Below are 24,830 nucleotides of genomic sequence, written 5' to 3'. Positions count from 1 at the left end.
AAACAATACTTAAATATAATATCACAGTAAAAATTGCTCCGTCAACTATCCTAAAAACATTTATTTCTCTTTCTTCTTATAGTACAATGTTGATTAGTCCATAATATTTCCGAAGAAATATATTGTGGGCTAGTCGGCATGGCTCTCAAGATGCTTGGAACGCCGGCAGACGTAGAGGACGAGAGGGTAGCCCATCAAGATGTTATGATCGATTTAATCATGGCAAGTCTATTATTTACCGTTTGGGCATTTCGTCAGCTATAAGCTATGAAATAGATAATGAAATTTACGAAAAGAAGTGTTATGGGTATCAAGCCAGGAAGGGGAATTCTCATTGAGTAAGCGTTCTTTGAATGGAACAGAATTTACCGCGATGGTCCTAGCCGGAGCGGAGCAGCTGCAGCAGCATGCAGAACACGTCAATTCCCTGAATGTTTTCCCGGTGCCGGATGGCGACACGGGGACAAACATGAATTTGACGATGACTGCAGGCGTTGCAGAACTGAAGAGTAAGCATTCGGAATCCGTCGGACATAGTGCCGGTGTGCTGTCCAAGGGGCTTCTAATGGGAGCCAGAGGGAACTCAGGGGTTATTTTATCCCAGTTGTTCCGCGGTTTCAGCCGGTATGCAGCACCATATACAGAACTTAATACCCATCAATTTGCTGCTGCGCTCCAGACAGGCGTGGAAGCTGCTTACAAAGCGGTTGTAAAGCCCGTAGAAGGCACCATCCTTACGGTAGCAAAGGAAGCGGCTAAACATGCAGTTTATTTCTCCCGCCGCAGCAACGATGTTGTTGAGCTGATGGAGCAGGTGCTGGCGAAAGCGAAGGAAACGCTCTCCCAGACACCGGATATGCTCCCTGTTCTGAAACAGGTTGGTGTCGTGGATTCGGGCGGTCAAGGCCTGGTATACATTTACGAAGGTTTCTTGCAGGCACTCAGACAAGACGTCCCCTCCGGATCATATGCTGTGTCGGAAGGACAAGCCGAAAAGAGCAATACAGCACCGGTCTCCCATGCGGTCCCTGACTTCTCTGCGGTTCAAGCTCCGGCTTCAGCCCAGTCCAGACTGTCCACAGAGGACATTGAATTTTTATATGATATGGAATTCTTTATTAACAGACAGCTTGGAGAGGGAGCAGGCGCGGAATTCGATGAAGATTATTTCCGGAAAGCGCTTGCAGTGAACGGAGATTCCATCATTGTCATTTCCGATGACGAAACGATCAAAGTGCATGTGCATTCCAAAGCTCCGGGCGAAGTGTTGAATTTGGCGCTTCAGTATGGAGAAATCACTCAGATTCACATTTTGAATATGCGTGAGCAGCATCGTGATCTTCTGACAACAGGGATGGATATTGCACCGATGCCAGAGCTGTTTGCGGATATCCCGGCAGAGCATGTAACGCCGGAAGCGCCGGCTGTTCCTCCTGCGGACGAAATCGCACCTTATGGTTTCATTGCGGTATCGTCAGGGGAAGGCATTTCCGATATTTTCAAAAGCTTGGGCGTTGACGTCGTTCTCTCCGGCGGACAGACAATGAACCCGAGCACGGAGGATTTTGTCAATGCGATTTCTTCGATCTCGGCTCAGCAAGTGTTCATTCTTCCGAATAACTCGAACATCGTGCTGGCTGCCCAGCAGGCTCGGGAGCTTCTTGAAGGCGAGCGCAGCGTGACGGTTATTCCGAGCAAGACGATTCCGCAGGGGATGGCGGCAGCTTTCGCATTCCAGGAGGACGAAAGTGCGGACATGAATACGGACAGCATGCTGGACGCCATCACCCGCGTTCAATCCGGTCAAGTGACCTATGCGGTTCGGGATACCACGATTGATGATCTGGAGATCAAGGCAGGCCAGTTTATCGGAATTCGCAATTCCAACATTGTTGCAGCCAATGCGGATCTGATTACAACCTCGCAGGATTTACTTGGCAAAATGCTGGAATCCGGCGACGAGATTGTCACACTTCTTACCGGAGCGGATGCAACCGAGGAATCGACCAACGCCCTGACCGACTGGCTAGGGGAGCACTACCCGAACGCAGAAGTTGAAGTACACTATGGCGGACAGCCGATTTATTCTTATCTGTTCTCTGTGGAGTCCTGATTCAAGAAATAGGGAAGTATGTGTACGTGTATAGAGGATTCAACATTATGCAGGGTATATTTTTAGGAGGGGTTCCGGTGAATAAGACCGTTATTGTGACAGACAGCACAGCGGATATTCCGGCAGACCTGGCGAAGCAACACAACATTCATATCGTGCCGCTGAGACTTATGTTTGGGAAAGATACGTATTTGGACGGAGTCGAAATTACGCCAGGCGAGTTCTACACCAAGCTGGTACAATCGCCACAGCTTCCAACGACCTCCCAGCCATCTCCCGCAGATTTTGTAGCCGTGTATGAGTCCATCCTGGAACAGCATCCAGGCTGCTCCATCGTGTCGATTCACATCTCATCGGGCTTGAGTGGGACGTATCAGTCCGCATTGCTTGCAACTTCTCTTATGGAAGGTGAAGCGGATATTACCGTGTGGGATTCCAAATCAGCTTCCTACGGTTTCGGATTATTTGTTGTTCATGCAGCCAAGCTCGCTCAAGAGGGAGCTGCTGCTTCAGATATTATTTTGTCCATGGAAGATCTTCGTTCCAAGCGCCGCCTCTACTTCCTGGTAGACACGCTGGAATATTTGCAGAAGGGTGGGCGGATCGGTAAAGCTTCGGCAGTGCTGGGCACGTTGCTCAACATTAAACCTATCCTGTCCATTGATGGTGAAGGAATCATTTTCCCGGTAGACAAGGTGCGCGGACGCAAGAAAGCAACCGCCAAAATCATTGAGCTGTTTCAACAGGATTTATCCGGCGTAAAAAATATTAAAGTGGCTGTGGGTCATACAGCTGACCCTGCTCAGGTTGAGGATTTTCTGCAGCAGCTGTCCGCTGTGTTTACGATTGAGGAAACGGTGTTCTCCGAGATCGGTCCGGTTATCGGTACGCATGTTGGACCGGGAACCATTGCAGCATATATATGGCCTGCTTAAGTGAGGTAGATGATATGAGTCTCAAACTCGATCAAATATCCGTCAGACAGATCAACGGCGTGAGCGCCCTGAAAGAAGGGGAGCTTCACGCCTTTGGCGTCTCTACGGTTAAGGATTTATTGGAATATTACCCCTTCCGGTATGAGGATTACCGGCTCCGGTCCTTAAGTGAAGTGAAAGACGGAGACAGAATCACCATTCAAGCGAAGATCGCCAGTGTGCCTGTATTGCAGCGCTATGGTGGGAAATCCCGTCTAACCTGCAAAATGCTCGCAGAGAATTGGATGTTCACTGCGACTTGGTTCAACCGGCATTTTCTCAAGGATCAGCTGACGGCTGGCCGGGAGATCGTGCTGACGGGCAAGTGGGATCAACGGAGAATGCAGCTTACGGTATCCGAATCGGAGTTCCCGGATAAAGGGGCCTTCCGCAGCGGGACGCTGCAGCCGGTCTACTCCATCGGTGGGAAGATTACGCAATCCTGGATCCGAAAAACGATGGGACAGGCTTTGGAGCAGTACGGGGAGATGATTCCCGAGATTTTGCCGCAATTTTTGCTTCGAAAGTATGATCTGATGCCCCGTAAAGGGGCTATCTTGACGATTCATCAGCCTGTGGATTCCAGGGAAGGTCAGGAAGGGCGACGCCGGATGGTGTATGAAGAGCTCTTTCTGTTCCAGCTGAAGATGCAGGCGTTCCGGGCACTGAACCGGGGACGGATGGACGGTGTTGTACATACGGCTGACAATGCAACCATTCGGGAGTTTGTGCGCAGCTTCCCGTTTGAGCTTACCGATGCGCAGAAGAAGGTGGAGCTGGAGATTTTGCACGATATGCGCTCCCCCTACTGCATGAATCGTTTGCTTCAAGGAGATGTGGGCTCGGGAAAAACGATTGTTGCTGCCATTGCCCTGTTTACAACCGTGCGTTCGGGCTTTCAAGGTGCCTTGATGGTGCCGACGGAAATTCTTGCGGAACAGCATATGCGTTCCTTGCAGAAGCTGTTTGAACCCTTTGGAATTACCGTGGGTCTGCTGACAGGCAGCGTTACGGGGAAGAAGCGCAAGGACTTGCTGGCTTCCCTGCAGATGGGGCTGACAGACGTTGTGGTGGGCACACATGCCCTTATTCAGGATGATGTGTACTTCCGTGAGCTTGGGCTCGTTGTGACGGACGAACAGCATCGCTTCGGCGTGAATCAGCGGAGCGTGCTCCGGCGTAAGGGTTATAACCCGGATGTGCTGACGATGACGGCAACTCCGATTCCGCGGACGCTGGCGATTACCGCTTTTGGGGATATGGATGTATCCACCCTGTCGGAGCGGCCGAAAGGGCGTATTCCGATCACAACTTATTGGGTCAAACACGAACTCATGGAGCGTGTGCTCGGATTTATTTCCCGGGAAGTAGACCAGGGACGGCAGGCATACCTGATCGCTCCATTGATTGAGGAGTCGGACAAGTTGGATGTTCAGAACGCGATTGACCTGCATGTTCAGATGCAGCAGGCCTTTCCCAAGTATGCTGTCGGACTCCTGCACGGCCGCATGACGCCTGCCGAGAAGGATGAAGTCATGCGCCAGTTCTACAGCAATGAAGTGCAGCTGCTCATCTCTACAACGGTAGTTGAGGTTGGGGTGGATGTGCCGAATGCAACGCTGATGATCATTATGGATGCGGACCGCTTCGGCCTGTCGCAGCTGCACCAGCTGCGCGGGCGGGTAGGCCGGGGACAGCATGCTTCCTATTGCGTTCTTGTGGCCGATCCGAAGTCGGAGGTAGGACAGGAGCGCATGCAGGTGATGACCGAAACCGAGGACGGCTTTGAGGTATCCCGGCGAGATTTGGAGCTGCGCGGCCCTGGCGACTTTTTCGGTACGAAGCAGAGCGGGCTGCCGGAATTCCGGCTGGCCGACATGGTGGCCGACTTCAAAGTAGTGGAAGAAGCCAGAGGTGATGCCGCTGCTCTGGTCAGTGACACTGCCTTCTGGACGTCACCCGAGTATGAGCCTTTGCGTGAATTTTTGCAGCAGGAGAAGATTTTTCAGGGCGATATCATGGATTAGCGGCGTGTAATCTGTTGGCACAATGGACAGACCTTCGTCATATAATCAAAAAAGGTGACAGCATTTATGACTGGAGGTGCTTCAACATTGGGTTATCAGCAGTACGGGATTAGTCCGCAGCTGGTGGAGCGGATTAAACTTAAAATGAAAAACCCGGCAATCAAGGAGAAAATCAAGGGACTCACCCAAGGATTGACCAAAGCCGATCTTCAAAACAGTACCAAGGTGCATCAATTGGTCCGAACCGCCAGCGGCATACTGAATGAGAAGCTGAGTTCAACGCAGGAGCAGCAAATGGTGCAATTCGTGCTTGCACAGCGTATTGACCCGAACAATACATTCCATCTGATCAAGCTGTGGGGAATGTTTCGTTAAACCATTGGATGACATCAAGGTTTTACAAGCATAGAAGAAGCCCCTCTCTGGAGTACTCTTCTCCTTATGAGCAGGGGCTTAAATGTTGTTGAAACAGGAATGATAATTCTGCAAGCAATTCTGAATGACGACTGGGTTGTATGGATCCAGGCACAGGCGATTGAATCATTGCCCAGGCAATGTCGCGAGGAGACAGGAGGATAGGCAAAGTTTTTTTGCGTTCAGGCTGACTTAGCTGCGAGTAATGGAGCGGATACAGTCCTCCGTATCATTTTTGACGGAATTGACCGTTGTGCTAACTGGTACGGCTTGCATATCCTGAGCGGGATAAGGCTTCAGAAGCTCTTTGAGAGATTGCAGGTTGGAGGGGTTACGCTCACTTGCAGCTGTCGTCCGTTCCAGCCATAATGCCTCGTCCTCGGGTCTGAGAATAACCGGCATCCGGTTATGGATGGGCACCATGAGTGTGTTGGGCTCGGTGGTGATGACGGTGCAGGTGCTCAGTTTTTCTCCGCTGGGGGTGATCCAGATGTCATACAGACCTGCCATGCTGAATAAATCACCGCTTCTCAAGCCGATGCGAAAGGGCTGTTTGCCATTCTCGTTTTTTTGCCATTCGTAAAAACCGTCTGCAGGAATTAGGCATCTTTTCCGATAAAAGGGCATCCTATAAGCAGGCTTCTCCTCCAGTGTCTCGCTGCGTGCGTTGATCATTTTGGCGCCTGTGGAGGAATCCTTGGCCCAGGACGGGACAAGCCCCCATTGCAGTTGTCCGATTCGGTTGGTGCTGCCGTCATTGATGATGGCCGTTACCATTTGGGTTGGAGCAATGTTGTATCGGGGAATGTGAAAGGGAGATACCGACTCGGGATCGATAAGATACCTGGTCATAAGCTCTTCCCACGTCACGGTGAGTGTAAAGCGTCCGCACATAGTCTATGGCCTCCTGTAATCGATGTGGCTTACGCCTACCTGAGAATAGCGTACCAATCGAGGATATAGAGTAAACACCTATTGTGTTTTGAGTATAACAAACATCATGCAACTTACCAAAAGGTCCAGACTCTTTGGCTGGTCCATGCATCATGAATGGAGGATATTTTGTGTTTGATTTAAAAGCTAACGGTACCTCGGTTAAGACAGAAGTTGTTGCCGGGACCACGACATTTTTCACGATGGCTTATGTGACCGTTGTGAATCCGCTGATATTATCGCAAGCGGGCGTGCCATTTGAACAAAGCTTCACGGCTACGATTATAGCCGCTGTCATCGGTACACTGCTGATGGGGCTCGTAGCCCGTTACCCGATCGCTGTAGCGCCAGGGATGGGATTGAATGCCTATTTCACCTACTCTGTCGTTCAAGGACATGCCGGACTTGGGTATATTGAAGCTTTCTCCGCCGTTTTCATCGCGGGTATTCTGTTTCTGCTGTTGTCGATGACCTCACTTCGGCGCAGGCTGATCGAGATGATCCCTGCGAATCTCAAGCATGCAATCACGGTCGGAATCGGCCTGTTCATTGCTTTTATCGGTCTCAGGATGAGCGGCATTATTACGGCGCATCCGGATAATCTAGTAGCCCTTGGCGATTTGCATCAGCCCTCGGTGGTGCTCGCTTTGGTCGGGCTGGCGGTTACACTTGTATTGCTGTCCCGGGATGTGAAGGGTACCCTCTTTATCGGTATGATCATTACCGGAATTATTGCTTATTTTGCCGGTATGCTGTCCTTTACGAGTGGCATTATGTCTGTTCCTACACTGCCGGAGGGCATTCTGGTATGGAATCCGATTACGGCAGCCTCGGATGTGATCAGACACGGGCTTTACGCCGTTGTGTTCTCGTTCCTGCTTGTGACATTGTTCGATACCACAGGTACGGTTGTCGGTGTTGCAGAGCAGGCGGGGCTGATGAAGGATAACAAGTTGCCCCGAGCCGAGCGTGCCATGTTCTCTGATTCGGTGGCAACGGTAGCGGGATCCATGGTTGGCACAAGCCCGACAACCGCGTACATTGAATCCGCTGCAGGGGTCGGCGCAGGCGGGCGTACAGGCCTGACAGCGGTTGTGGTTGCCGGATTGTTTGTGGTTGCGGCCTTCTTCAGTCCGCTGATTGGAGCGGTGGCCGGACTAGCTGCCATTACGGCGCCTTCACTCATCGTCGTAGGGTGCCTGATGATGAGCAATGTCCAGCACATCCGGTGGAATGATTTTGACGAAGCGTTCCCTGCGTTTCTGGTCATCTTGACCATGCCGCTTACATCCAGCATCGCGACCGGAATTGCGCTCGGTTTTATTTCCTACCCGCTCATGAAAATCGTGAAGGGCAAGTGGAAGGCAGTTCATCCGCTGATGTATATTTTTGCCGTGCTGTTTGTGCTGCAGCTTGTATTTGTCCCGCATTGATTGGAAAGTTAGGGCAGGAAGGATGAAGCAAGAGGGTAGAAGCAGCAGTAAGCATGGAGCAGGAAGCAGAGCAAGAAACAAGACGCAAGAAGCAAGAAGCATGAACACATAAAGCCGTGATCTAAGAGATAAGAAGCAAAAAAAAGCCAGAGGTAAGAAGCCAGAGGTAAGAAGTATAAAAATCCCCTGCAAGGTCAAGCCAGACCGCGCAGGGGATATTTGTCATGTTGAAGGCAGGGTGGGGAACGCGTAAAAGTTATTTTACCCGATCCGGCAAAATAAGGGGCAGGTCATCCTCGGCATCCAAACTCCACCGGAGTTTATTCAGCGGGTTCGGCTCCAAACGTCCGCATATTTCGTGACAAACCCGTGCTCGTCGACCTCCAGATCCGCTTGATAGGCCCCGTTGTTGCTCTCATAACGGTAGGAGCGTTCACCCGTACGCGTATATCGTTGAGGAAGAGGGCTGACGGTCAGACTTGGGAACTGAATCCAGACAGCGATCATGGACGCACTCTCCCCCGGTTTTAGCTGCAGACGCCGGATCGGGAGCGTGTTGGTGGACGGGGTGATCCCGAGATCAATGTCATTCATTCCCGCAAATGACGTTAATTCTGTGCCGCTGCTCCACCAGCGATTGTCCTCATCCTGTTTCAGGTGAAGGGACTGTTCCTCGGTGCCATTAGAGAGGTGAATCCGAACCTCACGGGTCTTCCAGCCGCTTGTTGTTTCGACTTCATAGGAGCAGTGGAGGGGCTGGGTATCCAGACTGGTTACGACCGTTCCGGTGAGCGTGAACCCCTCTTGATGCTGGTAGAGACGGCTGTGCTCCAGAGAGGGCAGGTCATGCCTGTTCCATAGCAGCGATTGCAGAAGCTGACGGGTTTCCCCGCTATCGTGTCCGGTTTGATGGGCATAGTTAACAGCGTTTGGGTTAAGATTCATAGTATTATACCTCGCTTATAGGTTGGTGTAGATCTTCTAGTCTCGCGCCGCACCCGCATCTGAATATGCAGCTCTTCCGCGGTTTACAGCGACAGAGGGGAACCGATCGGATTGGCTTCATGTTGCTTCGCTAGACTCCTTTTTATTATATACCGAACGTATGTTCTTTTGACAACTGATCAATATGTAATAGATGCATTTTTTGTTTATATAAAGAAAACAGTAGCCAGATGATGTATTGAAAGTGCGGTGGGGGACCGAAGAATATACGGGCGACGGAAGGAGCCGGAAGCTTTCCGGCTTTTTTTCATTGACAGGTTGAAATGTTAAATAAGGAAGCAAATTCAGATGGGAAGTACTGACCAAGTCAGCATGCCCTATATTTACGGGCTGATATCCTTCTGTCGAGGCACTTGGTTCTTGTACGTTAAGGGCGTCATGTTCATGGCATCTCGAAACTTGTCTATAAAATAGCTTGTGCTGTTAAAACCGACCCGATAACCGACATCTGTCACGCTCGATTCAGGATCGTGAAGCAGCACGAGACTTTGTTTGATCCGATAATCGATCACATACTGCATTGGCGATGTGTTGAGGATTTGCTTGAAATAACGGCACGTTTCGGAGCGGCTCAAGTTCCCCGCTTTTGCGATATCCTCCAATTTGATTTTCTCCGCATAATGCATATGGAGCCAGTTCAGCATTTCCTTCATGCGCTGATTCTTTCTTGTTTCGGCCTGATTGTACTCCAGTACCATTCCATTCTGCATGAAGTTTCTCCATATGGAAGCCAGATGTTCAACGATATGGATTTCATAATACGGCGATTGCAACTTGATACATGTGTTGATCGCCTCAATCGAACTTAAAATACGGAGAGTCCATGGTTCGGAGGGGGCAAGGAACAGAAAAGGCAGATTGGTTGCATGGATATATGGATATACATAGGTCGTATATAATTCTTGGGGCAGGACAAACGAAGGCGACACATTCAAACAAATGTAAACAGAGCCTGAATGATGCCTATCCTCGGCCATATGCAAGCTCCCGCTGTTGATAAATATGCCTTCGCCTTGTTTGACCACCTGCTGGACTTCGTTGATGCGAAAGACCGCTGTTCCTTGAACAACATAAACAAACTGTAACTCGGTATGCCAATGAAGCGGTATGTGACCGTGTATGTTTTGCTTAATGACCGTTTCATAGCAGGCAAGAGGAAGTACAACGGTACGATGGTCCGTAAGCTCTCTTAAGCTGCCCGCATCGATTTTGATCTCTTTGTGCTGCAAGAAGCCACCTCAATATACTTATATTTTTAGATCCTATTTTTATATCCCATCTGTTGATCAACCTTTACAATATCAATATTATGATATTTTGAATGGGGACATCAACATGGGAACACCTGCACGGAGAACCGGATTAGGTCTTGTCATCCTCGGCGCATTATGTTGGGGAATGGGAGGAACCGTAGCGCAAAAGCTCATGCAGCAGTACGCTATAGATCTAAATTGGCTGGTGACAACGCGTCTATGCTTAGCCGGGATTTTGCTGTTGAGCATACAGTTTTTCGTCAAGGACCGATCCCAGATATGGAAGATTTGGAAGAATGGCAAAACAGCGATGCAATTGATGGTTTTCGGATTACTTGGCATGCTAACGGTTCAGTATACCTATCTAGCATCGATAAAGCATGGGAATTCTGCGGTTGCGACGCTATTGCAGTATTTAGCACCTGTCATGATCATCGTATACCTTGCTATAAAGGAACGGAAGCTGCTGAGCAGGCAAGATATGATTACGGCTTTGCTAGCTGTATCAGGTTGTTTCTTGTTGTTGTCCAATGGCTCCGTCACGCAGCTTTCCGTGCCGACACCTGCGATCGTGTGGGGGGTTCTATCCGGAATTGCGCTGGCCTTTTACACGATATATGCAGTTCCTCTACTTGAACAATACGATTCCCTTGTTATTGTTGGATGGGCTATGTTGATTGGAGGAAGTGCTCTTGCTTGGTTTCATCCGCCATGGAAAATAAATCTGGCCGGCTTGCAATCAGAGGCCTATTTATATCTAGTCTTCGTGATCGTTTTTGGCACGATGATTGCATTTTGGTTCTACATCGAAAGTCTGCAGAGCCTTTCGCCCAAAGAAACAAGTTTGCTTGGAACGCTCGAGCCCTTGGCGGCTGTGCTAACCACCGTTTTTTGGTTGAAAGAGCCTTTTGGCGTTTTTCAGTGGGCGGGAACGGCCTGCATTATCGGAATGATTTTGTTGCTGGCACTGTATCAAAGAACGAATGATGGATAACGTAACAACGATTCAGACTAAGAGCGCCCCAGGGCGTTCTTTTTTTTTGTCAACTACGTGAAGCGGATGGCAGAAAAAGACCCATAATGGATGGTCACGAATGGCCGACAACTCGTTATTCTGTGCAATGGGACAGGTCATAAAACGGATCTTGCTCCAGCTTAAATTCAGACACAAGAGGTGGATTATATTGTACGCAATAACATCACGGCATCGCATGCTGGCATGGTCATCTTTTATCGGCATGTTCTTCGTTTTGCTGGCAGGGGCGCTTGTAACCAAGACCGGTTCCGGTCGCGGCTGCGGCGATGATTGGCCGCTGTGCAACGGGAAATTCATCCCGGCATATACACTCGAATCCATGATTGAATATTCGCACCGGATGATAACCGGGGTGGTCGGCATCCTCGTTCTTGTCACGTATATCGTGATCCGGAAATATTACGGGGGCCATAAGGAAGCGCGTTATTATGCCGGTGGCACCTTATTCTTCACCGTGATCCAGGCACTGATGGGGGCCGCGGCCGTCATGTGGCCACAGCAGCCAGCGGTCATGGCTCTTCATTTCGGAATCTCTTTATTTGCGGTGGCCAGCAGCATGCTGCTGGTGGTATGGATGTATGGCACAAGCCCATACGATTACCGTTCCAATGCCAGGGTTCCGCGATCTATTCGTTATCTGGGCTGGGGGATCTGGCTGTATTGCTGCGGTGTGGTGTATCTTGGCGCCTATATCCGGCATACCGAGTCGGAGGCCGGTTGTATAGGCTGGCCACTGTGCAATGGCCAAGTTATCCCCTATCTGGGAGGCGCCTCGGGCATCGTCTTTCTTCATCGTGTTGCTGCTGCGATTCTACTGCTTTTGTTGATCATTCTGTTTCTAGCCGTAAGAAGATACGAGATCAGGGAGCGCTCAACAGGCCTGACAGCGCTGGCAGTTGGTCTCAATCTCGTGGTGCTCGCGCAGATTCTGAGCGGAGCGTGGCTGACACTTGCGATGAACAACAGCCATGTCTATATTTTTGCAAGCCTGATTCACAACGTGCTCGCCACCTTGCTTTTTAGTTTGCTTTCTGTTTTTGCGATCCGTACGTGGAAGAGACGATGAGTTGATGAGATTGAAATTCGGACTTGTATATGAAATTTGTTACAGAAAATTGAACTTGGCCTGTATTTTTAGTGAACGAACGGCTGGTGACACCGAATGTCTTCTCCACTAAAGTAAGTCACGACAAGTGAGCAGAGATTGGAGCTGAATGTAATGAAACGACCGAGAGCACTTCGATGGATGGGATTGGTTTTTTTGCTGTCCATCATGCTGCTGGCGATGACCGGATGCAGCGAGAATATCATTGTTCTGAACCCGAAAGGGCCCATTGCGGAGCAGCAGCGCGATTTGATGATTATTTCGACCCTGCTGTGCTGCATCGTCATCGTTCCGGTATTGATTCTGACTGCCGTCATCATCTGGCGGTATCGGGATAAAAAAGGAAGAAAAGCAGCGTATACGCCGGAATGGGAGCATAGCACGAAGCTGGAGCTGATCTGGTGGGGAATTCCCGTGCTCATCATATTGATGCTGGCCATTATCACGGTAAAAGCAACGTATGACCTGGAGCCGTCGAAACCGATCGCCTCCAGCGAGAAACCGCTTACGGTGCAGGTAACGTCCCTGAACTGGAAATGGCTGTTTCAGTATCCCGAGCAGGGCATAGCGTCGGTGAATGAGTTGAAGATTCCGGAGGATGTGCCCATCCGCTTCGAAATTACGGCGGATTCGCCGATGAATTCGTTCTGGATACCGCAGCTGGGCGGTCAGATGTACGCCATGTCGGGCATGGCGATGACGCTGTATTTGCAGGCCGATGAGGTAGGGGAGTATTGGGGCTCCGGAGCCAACTTTACAGGCACGGATTTCGCCAAGATGTATTTTGATGTGGAGGCCACGTCCAAGGAGGAGTTTGACGCATGGGTGGAGGAGGTCAAGACCGATTCGCCCAAGCTGACTTTGGAAGGCTATAAACAGCTGAGAGAGCCGTCCACATCTGAGGTTCAATCGTATTCCGCATTTCCGGAAGGTCTGTTCGAGATGACGGTGACCAAATATGCCGCTTCTCACAACCATGGCTTGTCATGGAAAAACACGCAAAACTTCGAATTCGAGGACCAGGTGACTAGGTAAGGAGAGAGCTTCTAATGTGGGAAAAAATAAAAGAGTTTGCTTCCGAGTTTTTTGTAACGGGCGATCCGTTAATCTATGGGGCGGATGTCACCATCGTGCTAACCTTGATCGCCACTGTAAGCGGCTTGACGTACTTCAAGAAGTGGAAGTGGTTATGGCGGGAATGGCTGACAACCGTTGACCACAAAAAGATCGGCATTATGTACATATTGGCTGCCTTCCTGATGCTGTTTCGGGGCGGAGTGGATGCGCTTTTAATGAGGGCGCAGCTGGCCATGCCGGAGCTTAATTTTTTGCCGCCGGATCATTATAACCAGATTTTCACTACGCATGGAGTTATCATGATTCTGTTCATGGCCATGCCGTTCATGTTTGGTTTGTTCAACATCATGGTGCCGCTGCAGCTCGGCGCGAGAGACGTAGCCTACCCGTTCCTGAATTCGCTCAGCTTCTGGCTGTTCTTCTCAGGGGCGATGCTGTTTAACCTGTCGTTTGTCATCGGAGGCTCGCCGGATGCCGGCTGGCTTGCGTATCCGCCGTATTCGGGTACCATGTACAATCCGGGCGTGGGGCAGGACTTCTATATATGGGGAATCCAAATCTCGGGGCTCGGCAGCTTGATGACCGGGATCAACTTCCTGGTGACGATTCTGAAAATGCGGGCACCGGGCATGAAACTTATGAAAATGCCGATGTTTTCCTGGTCGGTGCTATCCAGCTGCATCGCGATTATCTTCTCGTTTCCGATTCTGACCGCGACGCTTGCGCTGCTTTTTCTGGATCGTTATGCCGGGGCTCATTTTTTCACGCTTGACGGCGGCGGGAACCCGATGATGTATATCAACCTGATCTGGATGTGGGGACACCCTGAGGTGTATATCATCGTTCTGCCGGCATTCGGGATATTCTCAGAGATCGTATCCACGTTCTCGAAGAAAAAGCTGTTTGGCTACAAGTCCATGGTATGGGCCATGATGATCATCAGCGTCCTGTCCTTCCTTGTATGGGCCCACCACTTCTTTACGATGGGATCGGGCGCGGACGTCAATGCGTTCTTTGCCTTGACAACCATGCTGATTGCAATCCCTACCGGCGTGAAGGTGTTCAACTGGCTGTTTACCATGTTCCGGGGGAGAATCACATTCGAAACGCCAATGTTATGGACGATTGGATTCATTCCATGTTTTATTGTCGGCGGTTTGACCGGCGTTCTGTTATCCGTAGCTCCGGCGGATTTTCAGTTCCATAACAGTTACTTCCTGGTGGCACATTTCCATCAGGTGATCATCGGGGGCGTCGTATTCGGGTACTTTGCCGGATTGTATTATTGGTGGCCGAAAATGTTCGGTTTCACACTGAACGAACGCATCGGAAAATGGGCGTTCTGGTTCTGGAACATCGGGTTCTATTGCTGCTTTATGCCGCAGTATGTGCTCGGCCTGATGGGAATGACCCGCCGGGTGGTTACTTACAGCTGGGACAAAGGCTGGTGGGAGCTGAACCTGGTGTCCACGATCGGTGCCGTGCTGATGGCCATTGCTTTTCTGTTTCAGGTTTGGCAGATCGTGGATGGATTCAAGCACCAGGCCAAGAACCGGGACACCACGGGCGATCCGTGGAACGGCCGCACGCTGGAATGGTCCATTCCGTCGCCGGCACCGGTCTATAACTTTGCCGTTCTGCCGAATGCATCCCGTCAAGATGAATGGTGGGAGCAGAAACAATCCGCAGGGGCGCATCAAGCCATTAAGCAGAAGCTGGAGCCGATTCATATGCCTAAAAATTCCGGAGTCCCGATTGTCATGTCGGCTTTCTGGTTTATAGCAGGCTTTGGTTTCATATTCGATTGGACCGGATTCATATATACCGGATTGGCAGGCGTTGTTGGCTGTTTGCTGTACCATTCCTTTAACTATGATACGGATTATTATATTCCGGTTGATGAAATCGAGCGAACAGAAGCTGCCATAAGGAAGGTGAGTATCTAATGGCTGAGTCCCAAACATCAGAACAAATATTGCAAGCTCACGCGCATGATGAACATCATGGTCATCCGGATATGGAGGAAGTGCGAACGTTCGGTTTCTGGATTTATCTGATGACCGATGTCATTATATTCGGAACGCTTTTTGCCACCTATATCGTGCTGCAGCAAAATACGGACGGAGGTCCGGGACCTGCAGACCTGTTTCAAATGGGCGGAATTATAACAAGCACGTTTATCTTGCTTGCCAGCAGTTATACCTGCGGTCTTGCGCTGCTGTCCATGCACAAGCACAACGTTAAGGGTCTCATATCCTGGCTGGCGGTTACAGCTGGACTGGGCGCCATATTTATCGGGATGGAAATTGCCGAATTCAATCATCTGGTACACGAAGGCGCGACGATAGGAACCAGCGCATTTTTATCCGCCTTTTTCACCCTGGTGGGTACGCATGGACTGCACGTACTGTTTGGACTGGTCTGGATGATCGCCCTGATCATTCAGCTGGCCAAGCGGGGAATCACCCCGGTAACCAAACGGAAGGTGAATGTGATTAGTCTGTTCTGGCATTTCCTTGATGTGGTGTGGATCTTTGTATTTACGGTCGTGTACTTAATGGGGGTGAGTTAATATGGTTCCATCGAATTCGCATCAAACCCCGGAGGGTCACGGTTCTTTCAAATCGTATACCATCGGCTTCTTCTGCTCAATCATTCTGACCCTGATTCCCATCACCGTTGTGATGAATGATTGGCTGGAAGGAACCTGGAACTCGGTCGTGCTGATGACTGCCGCGGTGCTGCAGCTTATGGTTCAGCTCTTATTCTTCATGCATTTGCGTGAGGAGAACAAGCCGCGCTACAATCTGATATCGCTGGTGCTGGGTCTGGTTATCCTGCTGGTTATCGTAGCGGGGTCCATGTGGATCATGCTGTATAACATGGTAGCTGTATGAAGAATGCCACCTTACTGGGGGATTGGATGCAGCTTATAAAGCCGCGCATTATTCAGCTTAATCTGGTTGCTGCATTTGGAGGCTACTGGCTAGCCTCCAAATGGGTGGTGGACTTTGGCCTGTTGTGCTGGATGCTGCTTGGAACAACACTTACGATGGCATCTTCTTGCATCTTTAATAACGTTTGGGATTACAAGCTGGATCGCAAAATGGCCCGAACCTGCAATAGGCCGCTAGCGACGGGACGAATAAAGTTAACCCATGCTGTTTGGTGTGCTGTGGCTCTTGGTATCTCAGGAGAAGTCATTTTGTTCCTGAACGTGAACAAGGTTGCCGGGTGGCTTGGATTGCTGGGGATGTTCTTTTACATTGTCATCTATACGATGTGGCTGAAACGAAATTCAACCTGGAGCACCGCTGTAGGCGGGGTATCGGGAGCGGTTCCGCCTGTTATCGGATACTGTGCCGGCACGGGAACCGTGGATACCGGAGCTGTTCTGTTATTCTGCTTGCTATTCCTGTGGCAGCCCGCGCATTTCTGGTCGCTGGCCATCCGGCGGGTGGAGGAGTACAGAGCGGCAGGGTTTCCATTGCTGCCTGTCCGTAAGGGAGTTAGGCGTACCAAAGTGCAGATGATTCCCTATGTAACGCTGCTGCTCCCAACCGTCATTTTGCTGTACGTTTACGGCTTCTCCGGTCCCGTATTTCTGACGGTGTCTGTGATTGGTGGTGTGATATGGCTCTTGCATACGCTGCATGGAATAACCGTTTCGGAGGATGAACGCTGGGCTAAAACCAATTTCATGATTTCCGTAAATTATTTGATGATCGTGTTCATTGTTATGATTCTGGATACGCCTGCGCTTTAATGATAGGCATGCATAATGGGGTGAAATGATGAAGAAATCGGGGTTGATTGTTCTTATATTGTGCGTGCTGCTATTAGTATCGTGTTCTTCGGCTCCTGCGTCCGATGCAGAGGTTGAAGAATTGATCCGGGTCGATCTGATTCTGCCGACGGGTCCGGTAAAGACCTCGGAGACCGTCCCTTTTGAAGCGCGAGTGACACAAGGCGAGTCGCTTGTTGAAGATGCCCAAGAGGTGGAATTCGAGTTCCGACTGGCCGATCAGGATGAGTTCCAACGGATAGAAGCTAAACATGAAGAAGACGGAAGGTACCGAATAGAGAAGGCTTTTGAGGTCGAAGGGACCTATGAAGTGACTGCGCATGTGACCGCAAGAGGCATGCATGTGATGCCAAAAAAAGAGATTGCTGTAGGAGATCATGTGGAGAAGTGAACTGAGGTAGCAGTGATCGGGTAAGAAGGGGTGGCGGATACAATGACCCGAAAATACAGGTTGATGCTTATTATGCTGGCGATGCTGGTGTTGTCTGCTTGCAGTGAAAGAACCGAGGACGACTCTGCGCTTCGCGCCAGTATTGTTACACCGGAGGATGAAAAGGCGGTTGCCCTCTACAAGAGTCAGTGCCTCTCATGCCATGCTATCGATTTAGGCGGAAGGGTAGGTCCTAGTCTTAAAGATGTCGGAACGAGGCTCTCGGAGGATGAAATACGCAACATTGTAACGGATGGCTATAGAGGCATGCCTTCCTACAGGAAGATTCTAGAGGAGAGCGAGATCCAATCCATAGCGGCGTGGCTTGCGAACATGAACGAGGAGCAGGAGGGGGATACATGAAAAAGATCATGCTCATAGGCGTGCTCATGCTGGTGTTGCTGGTGGCAGCCGCATGCGGCAATTCCAAGCCGAGTCAGCTGAGCATTCCGGTCCAGCCATTTGAATACATCAATCAGGATGAAGAGGAGGTCTCTTTAGCTGATCTGAAAGGAAACGTGTGGATCGCGGACTTTGTATTCACACGCTGCATTACGGTGTGTCCAACCATGACTGCCAATATGGCAGAGCTGCAGCAGCGGTTGAGTGATGCGGGGCTCGAAGCCACGCTGGTATCCTTTTCGGTAGACCCGGAACGGGATGAACCTGCAGCACTCAAGAGTTACCTGGGCAAATTTGATGCAAACTTCACGAACTGGCATGCGCTCACGGGATATACGTTTGAGGATATTAAATCGTTTGTGCTGCAATCCTTTAAAGCACCTATTGCCATGGATACAGCAGCGGATCAGGTCATTCATGGCACGTCCTTCTACCTGATAGACCAATCGGGTACGGTTGTCGCGAAATATGATGGCAACATAGACCCGCCTTATGACAAAATTCTGAAGGACGTCAAATCGCTGCTGAAGTAGAGGCGGTCTAAGCGAGGTGGAATGAAATGAACCGATTAGCTCATTCATCATGGATCCGACGGCTGATTCTTGCGCTTGTAACGGCAGCCGGAATATACGCTCTCGTACATGCCCTGCTGGGGGATCAGGAAACCGCTGAGATTGGCCAAACGGCTCCCGACTTTGAGGCGGTGAATCTTCAGGACGAGCCCGTCAGGCTCTCCGATTACAGAGGGCAGCCCGTGCTGTTAAATTTCTGGGCGTCTTGGTGCGGTCCCTGCGTTAATGAAATGCCGATCCTGAACGAAGCGTACGCGCAGGAATCCGGCACTCAGATTATCGCTGTCAATATAGGAGAAAGCCGAGAGAAAGCGGAGGCATTCGCTTCGAAGCATCATTTGGAGATGCCGATTGTGCTGGATCAGCACAATACAATCAAAGGCCAATACGGCATCAGCGGTCTTCCGGTAACCGTCTTGATTGATGACCAGGGTAAAATGGTTGATCGAGTCACCGGCGAGCTGCCGAGTCTTGCGTTCGTTAAGGAATTGATGAGCAGGATTCAATAGGAACAAGTGTGTTAGGTCACGAGAACAAGGTTAGCTTCTGGTAAGCTAACCTTTTCTTTATTCCATGGAGGAGAACATCCCCTTGTTAACGATCTGCCCTATTGAATCGTGGCGTGCAGAGCTTGAGCAAACCTCGAGATGCCGGACGGGATATCCTCAGCCCTGGCACGGGCATAAGTGAATCTAACGTAACCGGATGCTGAACCATATACGCTTCCCGGCGCAAAAATAACTCCCTTTTGAATGGAAGCTTCCAGCAGCTTGCTATCATTCACTTCCGGCATGATTTTGCACCAGAGATGCAAACCGCCCTCAGGCACATGGAACTGAACGAGACCGTTCAGCTCTTTCCGAAGGGACTCCATCAGTAAGTCACGCTTGTACAGTAAGCTAGCTCTCAGCTTGTCCAGATGAGGCGCAAAATAGGAGGAGCTGAGAAACTGTCCAGCGAGGCTTTGGGGAACCACGCTCAGCCCGAAATCCATCTGCTGTCTGGCGTCCGCGAGCCGTTCAACGACAGAATTCGGGGCGACCATCCAGCCTACGCGGAGGCCGGACGCTGCGATTTTTGATAGAGATCCAATGTACAGCACCGACCCGACTGAATCCACGGACTTCAGCGGTGCAGGGGGCGAACACTGGTAGGCCGTCAAACTGAAGGGGTCATCCTCCACGATAGGAAGCCCAAGCTCACTTGCAACATCAAGCAGTTGGGCTCTTCTCTCTTCAGCCAAGACGGTGCCTGTCGGATTCTGAAAATTCGGATTAATAAAAATCATCTTGATCCGGTGTTTCTTGTACAGGGAGCGTATGTCCTCTGGCTGTACCCCTCGTTCATCAACAGGCAGTCTGAACAATCGAAGACCGGCAGATTGAAACATAGGCAGTGAATAGCAATATGACGGGTCTTCAATAGCCACTGCGTCACCAGGCGAAAGCAAGCACTGCGTAATGAGGTACAGCGATTGCTGGGAGCCTGACGTGATTAATATGGACGATTCAGTGGTATGAATCCCCCGATATTGTTTGAGATAAGTTACCAATGCCTGTCGTAGTGGACCATATCCTTGCGGATTGTCATAACCCAGATAGGGAGTATCCGGTTTCTGACTCAATATCGTGTTCATTTCTTCGTTCGGCGCCAAATCGCCGGCAAGCTCTCCGCTCGCAAAATCAATCAGGGAGGGATCATAAGCCAATGCTTCCCGAATGCGACGGAGAAAAGGCAGGTTAGGCAGGAAGTTTCCTCCCTCCGCGTAACGGTGCCAGTTCGGCGTATGCTTGGGTGTAGCTCCCCACTTGGAGCTGCTGACCCGAGTTCCGCTCCCGGAACGGCTCTCTATGATACCAAGCGCCCGAAGCTCCGAGTAAGCCAGAACCACGGTGCTTCGATTAACTCCCAATTGCTCGGCGAGTTTGCGTTCGGATGGAAGTAAACTCCCTGGCGGAAACTCACCGTAAGATATTCTTTGCTCCAGATCATCAGCAATTTGCTGATATAGAGGTTGTGTGCTGTTACGATCCGGCTTCCACACTTTCCTCATCCTCTCATGACATATTCAGGTTGTTCCTGTCTGTAATCTTGATCATATCACTATGCACAAATAAAGGGCTTTCATAATTTTATCATTATGATGACAAATCTCTATCAATCTGTTGAACATGGATGGTGCCTTCAGCCCGTGAATTGGATGGGGTAAGCATGATAAACATTTGTGCCGATGATCATTCGTATTATCGTCCAGAGAACGAGCGAATATAGCCCGTAAGGGTCATTCTTTGGGGACAGCATGTGCACTATGATGATACAGAGCAGCATAAATATGAGATGAATAAGGAGAATGAACCCATTGACGACTTATAAATTCCAGCCAGATTTCCGACTCGGGGCTGCATGGATCATTTCGATTGCAGCAACTCTGGGAAGCCTTTATTTTAGCGAAATCAAAGGATATATCCCATGTGACTTGTGTTGGTTTCAGAGGATTTTTATGTACCCGCTAACCATTCTCTTGGGCATTGCGTATTACAAGAAAGATTTGGGAATCTTGAAGTATGTTCTTCCTCTCTCTTGCATCGGAGGAGCCATTTCGGTATACCACATCGCGTATCAGCGCTTCTATTCGTTGTTTAGCAATCATGGTTTAGCAGCTTGCGGCCCCACTCCCTGCAACGTAAATTACTTCACCTGGCTGGGTTTTATTACAATTCCTGTTATGGCTCTAACCGCGTTTCTGTTAATCACCGTCCTGCTGTGGAGTTTATCCAGAGCCGCCAAGGCGAAGGGAGCCAGTACCGAAGACTGAGCGCAATCAGACCTGCTTCTTGACAAAGCATAAGAACAGGATTAAAGTATGGTTTAACTAATCGTAATAATTACGATTAATAAAATGTGAGATGAGGAGGTGCTGAATATGAGAGTGACGGTAACTTTGGCATGCACGGAAACCGGTGACCGCAACTATACAACGACAAAAAATAAACGAAATCACCCGGAGCGGATGGAGTTGCGCAAATATAGTCCGCGCTTGAAGCGAGTAACACTTCATCGGGAAACACGCTAGTTCATACGAACCACCAGGAGCCGGACCCAAGGTCCGGCTTATTTGACTTCATACGAAATGGGACTACACTGAGATTAGCAGGTTCCTGCAAAATTGAAGAGAGGAGGGATGGTATGCATCAGGAACGACATGATGCTGGCGGCGAGCTGCTGCTGAGCACACATACCGACGAGCAGTGGCGTCGGAGAAGGCGGGAGTTAAACGATTGGATTAACAGACCCAAGGTGCGCAAGCTGCCCAAGCGTACGCGGCTATTCGGCAAAACGCCGGTTGACGAGCAGCTGCATCCGATATTGATCCGGCTGCAGCGTGCAGGACTGGTCACCGAGTTCTCCTGCGCTGGCGTGAGTCCCCTCGATGAACCTGTGGACCATTCGCTGTATGCCTATCTTACGTATTTTTCCGACCGCGGTCCTGCGGAGTCGTTCACGAACCTTCTTATGAGGAACATGAAACATCGAGCGCTCATAACCTATGAGCCTTCCCGTAGCCGCTACGATGTGTCTTCGTTTTTCATCGGACATAACCGTTCCTTCTGCATTCTTTTACTGCATAGCGCGGAGCAGTTCATTCAGGAATCCCGCTTGTGAAGATACTGAAATAACATTAGATGAGGTAAGGAGTCGTGATGGAATGATACGTAGCCGAATATCTTGGGATTCGGGTCAATGGACAACCGTGCCGATATCAGTCACCGAGACGAAGGAAGGACAATATTTGAAGGTAGAGTCCAGAGAAGGCAGTGATTATTGGGAGAAAACCTTATACGGGTTTCAACGCGACAGCGGACATTCTCTGCTCACACGGTGGGAAAAGGATACGGCCATGGAAGTAACGTTTCAGCTGCAATCGTTTACGGAGCTTTATGATCAGGCAGGAATCATGCTGATGAACGCTCCGGGGCAATGGATCAAAGCAGGGATCGAGATTAATGATGGAATCCCGCAGCTTGCTGTTGTTGTCACCCAAGGATACTCGGATTGGTCGCTCGCACCTGTACCGGAGTGGGTTGGCGAGAATGTCACGATCCGCGCTTCGAGAATGAATGATGCGGTCATCATTAGGGCGAGAACTGAGATGCATCCTTGGCGAACTCTTCGAGTGGCGCCTTTTCCGATCAATACAGCAAGTCAAGCAGGGCCTTTTATTTGTTCGCCGACCCGTTCCGGGCTGCACGTAACCTTCACACGCTGGGTAATGACCGATCCTGACAGTGACATTCATGTTGATCCGTCTACTGAAGATTAGGATCGTTTCTGTGACATCAGTCAGATTAATATAGGGTCTGCTCTAAATTAACCACTCCAAATCGTAAGGATGCGATAATTATGAAGAAAATCATGAACAAACCGGAAACCCTCGTCAGAGAGATGTGCAGCGGCTTCGTCATGGCTCATCCAGAGTTGGAATTTCATCATAAGCATACCTTTATCCAAAAGAAAAACATGAACCAGGACAAAGTAACCTTGATCAGTGGCGGGGGGAGCGGGCATGAGCCTGCGCATGCGGGTTTTATCGGCAAGGGCATGCTGGACGTCGCGGTTTGCGGCGATGTGTTTGCATCTCCATCCCAAATTCAGGTGTATCAGGCAATCCGGGCATCGGCCAGTCGGAAGGGCACCCTGTTGATTATTAAGAACTACAGCGGAGATATGATGAATTTCAAGAATGCCGCCTATCTGGCGAATGAAGATGGCATTCAAGTCGACTATGTGAAGGTTGACGATGACATCGCGGTTGAAGACAGCCTGTACACCGTAGGAAAAAGAGGGGTCGCGGGCACGGTTTTGGTACATAAAATAGCGGGTGCGGCCGCAGAGGCCGGCATGTCGCTGGAGCAGGTTAAAGAAGCGGCTCAGCATGCCATCGATAATGTCAAAAGCATTGGCTGTGCGTTCACGTCCTGCACGGTGCCTGCCAAGGGGACGCCGACTTTCTCCATTGGCGAGCAGGAAATGGAGTATGGCGTAGGCATTCACGGCGAGCCTGGAATCCGCCGTGAGCAGATGATTCCGGCTGACGAGCTGGCACGGAGAATGGTAGCGGAGCTGCTGGAAAGTCTGCAAGTAAACGGTGATAGCCCGCAGGAAGTTGCCGTATTGGTCAACGGCTTCGGGGGCACCCCGCTGCAGGAGCTGTATCTCTTGAACCGTTCTGTCATGCGGGAATTAAATCAGCGGAACGTTACGGTGCTTAAAGTCTTTGTCGGCAATTACATGACAAGCATCGATATGGTAGGCGCTTCGGTCTCCATCATGAAATTGACGGACCAGCTGAAATATTTGCTGGGCGAGCCATGTGACACGCCTGCACTCGTAACACGAGGACCGCTAGAGCCTGTCGTATTTCACGATGTTCTAGAGGAATCCCGGCATAAGAAGCAGCCGGAATCCTACAACATGGTGACACATGAAGAGTATGCTGCCGTTTCGGACGATCAATTGTCACTGAACAACATCATCTACTTGATAGACAAAATGAGTGAGGTCATTATTGCGAACGAAGTCCCGTTCTGTGAACTGGATGCGCACGCCGGTGACGGTGATTTTGGCATGAGTGTTGCCAAGGGATTCAAGCAACTCAAAGCCGAATGGGAGGAGCTTATATCCGAGGCCGCTGATATCGGAAGTTTCTTGAACGCCTGTTCACTGATTATCATGGAGCATTGCGGCGGCGCATCCGGTCCGATCTGGGGTTCTGCCTTTCGGGCGGCGGGCAAATATGCGTTGCATAAGAAGGAGCTGTCCATAGCTGAAATCGCCGAGATGATGGAAGCCGTGGTTCAAGGAATACAGGACACGGGTGAAAGATCCTTTGGAAGAGGGGCAGTTGTGGGGGATAAGACGCTGATGGACGCACTCATTCCGTATGCTGAGGCTTGGAGAGTTAGCGCGCATGACGGGGAGAATCTGTTGGCTGCCGGCGTTCAAGCGGCACGGGCAGCCGTGGAGGGTGCAAAAAGCACGGAGGCCCTCGTAGCTCGCATGGGAAGAGCCGGAACCGTCGGCGAGCGGAGCATCGGCTACCCGGACGCCGGGGCACATGCGCTCGGGGTTATATTTACGGAGCTTTCCCAATCGCTCACAAGAGCAAAATAGAATAATCAAACCAAGGAGCCTCGCTTTCATTTGTGAAAGGCGAGGCTTCTTTGCTGCGCGTTGTTCTGTATCAATTGCTA

General features: G+C 50.3%; 25 protein-coding genes. 21 read left to right on the top strand and 4 right to left on the bottom strand.

From position 1 onward, the window contains the following. Positions 1-334: 334 nt before the first annotated feature. The 4 genes from WDY75_RS21360 to WDY75_RS21345 all read left to right on the top strand — a co-directional run bounded on the left by WDY75_RS21360 (position 335) and on the right by WDY75_RS21345 (position 5,489). Positions 335-2,113, top strand: coding sequence for a DAK2 domain-containing protein (locus WDY75_RS21360; protein ID WP_063479036.1), 1,779 nt, complete (start codon positions 335-337; stop codon positions 2,111-2,113). Between the two features lie 77 nt (positions 2,114-2,190). Continuing rightward, a complete protein-coding gene (locus tag WDY75_RS21355; protein WP_063479037.1) occupies positions 2,191-3,048 on the top strand; it encodes a DegV family protein in 858 nt (285 codons plus the stop codon). A gap of 14 nt (positions 3,049-3,062) precedes the next feature. Further along, positions 3,063-5,114 carry an ATP-dependent DNA helicase RecG gene (gene recG / locus WDY75_RS21350; RefSeq protein WP_036636596.1) on the top strand — a complete coding sequence of 684 codons (2,052 nt, stop codon included), beginning with the start codon at positions 3,063-3,065 and terminating at the stop codon, positions 5,112-5,114. 87 nt (positions 5,115-5,201) lie between these two features. After that, positions 5,202-5,489, top strand: coding sequence for a stage VI sporulation protein F (locus WDY75_RS21345; RefSeq protein WP_006209234.1), 288 nt, complete (start codon positions 5,202-5,204; stop codon positions 5,487-5,489). A gap of 231 nt (positions 5,490-5,720) precedes the next feature. On the opposite strand, the gene WDY75_RS21340 is transcribed toward WDY75_RS21345, so the two are convergent. Then, on the bottom strand, positions 5,721-6,422 hold the full coding sequence (locus WDY75_RS21340; protein ID WP_063479038.1) for an SOS response-associated peptidase: 702 nt from the start codon (positions 6,420-6,422) through the stop codon (positions 5,721-5,723). Between the two features lie 170 nt (positions 6,423-6,592). Between WDY75_RS21340 and WDY75_RS21335 the strand changes: the two genes are divergently transcribed. Further along, on the top strand, positions 6,593-7,894 hold the full coding sequence (locus WDY75_RS21335; protein WP_063479039.1) for an NCS2 family permease: 1,302 nt from the start codon (positions 6,593-6,595) through the stop codon (positions 7,892-7,894). Positions 7,895-8,218: 324 nt separating this feature from the next. Here WDY75_RS21335 and WDY75_RS21330 read toward each other — a convergent pair whose 3' ends face one another. Continuing rightward, complete coding sequence (locus tag WDY75_RS21330) at positions 8,219-8,839, bottom strand: putative glycolipid-binding domain-containing protein (protein WP_063479040.1); 621 nt, start codon at positions 8,837-8,839, stop codon at positions 8,219-8,221. A 383-nt stretch (positions 8,840-9,222) separates the two neighbouring features. Continuing rightward, on the bottom strand, positions 9,223-10,128 hold the full coding sequence (locus WDY75_RS21325) for an AraC family transcriptional regulator (protein WP_063479041.1): 906 nt from the start codon (positions 10,126-10,128) through the stop codon (positions 9,223-9,225). A gap of 106 nt (positions 10,129-10,234) precedes the next feature. Here WDY75_RS21325 and WDY75_RS21320 point away from each other — a divergent pair, with 106 nt between their 5' ends. From WDY75_RS21320 to WDY75_RS21270, 11 genes are all read left to right on the top strand, one after another. Beyond that, positions 10,235-11,146: a DMT family transporter gene (locus tag WDY75_RS21320; protein WP_063479042.1), complete on the top strand. Its 912-nt coding sequence runs from the start codon at positions 10,235-10,237 to the stop codon at positions 11,144-11,146. 190 nt (positions 11,147-11,336) lie between these two features. Continuing rightward, the gene (locus tag WDY75_RS21315; RefSeq protein ID WP_006209243.1) at positions 11,337-12,254 is read left to right on the top strand and encodes a COX15/CtaA family protein; all 918 of its coding nucleotides are present in this window, start codon (positions 11,337-11,339) and stop codon (positions 12,252-12,254) included. A gap of 153 nt (positions 12,255-12,407) precedes the next feature. Then, complete coding sequence (gene cyoA / locus WDY75_RS21310) at positions 12,408-13,328, top strand: ubiquinol oxidase subunit II (RefSeq protein WP_036636606.1); 921 nt, start codon at positions 12,408-12,410, stop codon at positions 13,326-13,328. A gap of 14 nt (positions 13,329-13,342) precedes the next feature. Next, positions 13,343-15,316, top strand: coding sequence for a cbb3-type cytochrome c oxidase subunit I (locus tag WDY75_RS21305; RefSeq protein ID WP_063479043.1), 1,974 nt, complete (start codon positions 13,343-13,345; stop codon positions 15,314-15,316). Then, positions 15,316-15,942 carry a cytochrome o ubiquinol oxidase subunit III gene (gene cyoC / locus WDY75_RS21300; protein WP_006209246.1) on the top strand — a complete coding sequence of 209 codons (627 nt, stop codon included), beginning with the start codon at positions 15,316-15,318 and terminating at the stop codon, positions 15,940-15,942. The genes WDY75_RS21305 and cyoC overlap by 1 nt, the downstream gene beginning before the upstream one ends. 1 nt (position 15,943) lies before the next feature. Continuing rightward, complete coding sequence (gene cyoD, locus WDY75_RS21295; RefSeq protein ID WP_006209247.1) at positions 15,944-16,267, top strand: cytochrome o ubiquinol oxidase subunit IV; 324 nt, start codon at positions 15,944-15,946, stop codon at positions 16,265-16,267. A 26-nt stretch (positions 16,268-16,293) separates the two neighbouring features. Then, a complete protein-coding gene (gene cyoE, locus WDY75_RS21290) occupies positions 16,294-17,136 on the top strand; it encodes a heme o synthase (protein ID WP_235187292.1) in 843 nt (280 codons plus the stop codon). A gap of 25 nt (positions 17,137-17,161) precedes the next feature. Beyond that, positions 17,162-17,566: a FixH family protein gene (locus tag WDY75_RS21285; protein WP_036636611.1), complete on the top strand. Its 405-nt coding sequence runs from the start codon at positions 17,162-17,164 to the stop codon at positions 17,564-17,566. A gap of 42 nt (positions 17,567-17,608) precedes the next feature. After that, positions 17,609-17,968: a cytochrome c gene (locus WDY75_RS21280; protein WP_063479044.1), complete on the top strand. Its 360-nt coding sequence runs from the start codon at positions 17,609-17,611 to the stop codon at positions 17,966-17,968. Then, positions 17,965-18,540: an SCO family protein gene (locus WDY75_RS21275; RefSeq protein ID WP_063479045.1), complete on the top strand. Its 576-nt coding sequence runs from the start codon at positions 17,965-17,967 to the stop codon at positions 18,538-18,540. Before WDY75_RS21280 ends, WDY75_RS21275 begins: the two co-directional genes overlap by 4 nt. Before the next feature lie 26 nt (positions 18,541-18,566). After that, on the top strand, positions 18,567-19,088 hold the full coding sequence (locus WDY75_RS21270; RefSeq protein WP_063479046.1) for a redoxin domain-containing protein: 522 nt from the start codon (positions 18,567-18,569) through the stop codon (positions 19,086-19,088). A 98-nt stretch (positions 19,089-19,186) separates the two neighbouring features. Here the strand turns inward: WDY75_RS21270 and WDY75_RS21265 are convergent, their stop codons facing one another. Further along, positions 19,187-20,623, bottom strand: a complete 1,437-nt coding sequence (locus WDY75_RS21265; RefSeq protein ID WP_082834322.1) for a PLP-dependent aminotransferase family protein — start codon at positions 20,621-20,623, stop codon at positions 19,187-19,189. Between the two features lie 315 nt (positions 20,624-20,938). On the opposite strand from WDY75_RS21265, the gene WDY75_RS21260 reads away from it, so the two are divergent. From WDY75_RS21260 to dhaK, 5 genes are all read left to right on the top strand, one after another. Next, complete coding sequence (locus WDY75_RS21260) at positions 20,939-21,394, top strand: disulfide oxidoreductase (RefSeq protein WP_082834323.1); 456 nt, start codon at positions 20,939-20,941, stop codon at positions 21,392-21,394. Positions 21,395-21,502: 108 nt separating this feature from the next. Then, positions 21,503-21,652 carry a 50S ribosomal protein L33 gene (gene rpmG, locus WDY75_RS21255; protein ID WP_006209254.1) on the top strand — a complete coding sequence of 50 codons (150 nt, stop codon included), beginning with the start codon at positions 21,503-21,505 and terminating at the stop codon, positions 21,650-21,652. A 113-nt stretch (positions 21,653-21,765) separates the two neighbouring features. Further along, positions 21,766-22,242 carry a hypothetical protein gene (locus WDY75_RS21250; protein ID WP_036636622.1) on the top strand — a complete coding sequence of 159 codons (477 nt, stop codon included), beginning with the start codon at positions 21,766-21,768 and terminating at the stop codon, positions 22,240-22,242. A 43-nt stretch (positions 22,243-22,285) separates the two neighbouring features. After that, the gene (locus WDY75_RS21245) at positions 22,286-22,900 is read left to right on the top strand and encodes a DUF1349 domain-containing protein (protein WP_006209256.1); all 615 of its coding nucleotides are present in this window, start codon (positions 22,286-22,288) and stop codon (positions 22,898-22,900) included. 80 nt (positions 22,901-22,980) lie between these two features. Continuing rightward, positions 22,981-24,750: a dihydroxyacetone kinase subunit DhaK gene (dhaK, locus tag WDY75_RS21240; RefSeq protein ID WP_006209257.1), complete on the top strand. Its 1,770-nt coding sequence runs from the start codon at positions 22,981-22,983 to the stop codon at positions 24,748-24,750. The last annotated feature ends 80 nt before the right edge of the window (positions 24,751-24,830 follow it).

The organism is Paenibacillus glucanolyticus, from assembly GCF_037333485.1.
In the GTDB taxonomy this organism is placed as follows: domain Bacteria; phylum Bacillota; class Bacilli; order Paenibacillales; family Paenibacillaceae; genus Paenibacillus_AQ; species Paenibacillus_AQ glucanolyticus.
Note: the sequence above shows the minus strand (reverse complement) of the source record. Positions and strands in the feature narration are given on the sequence as shown.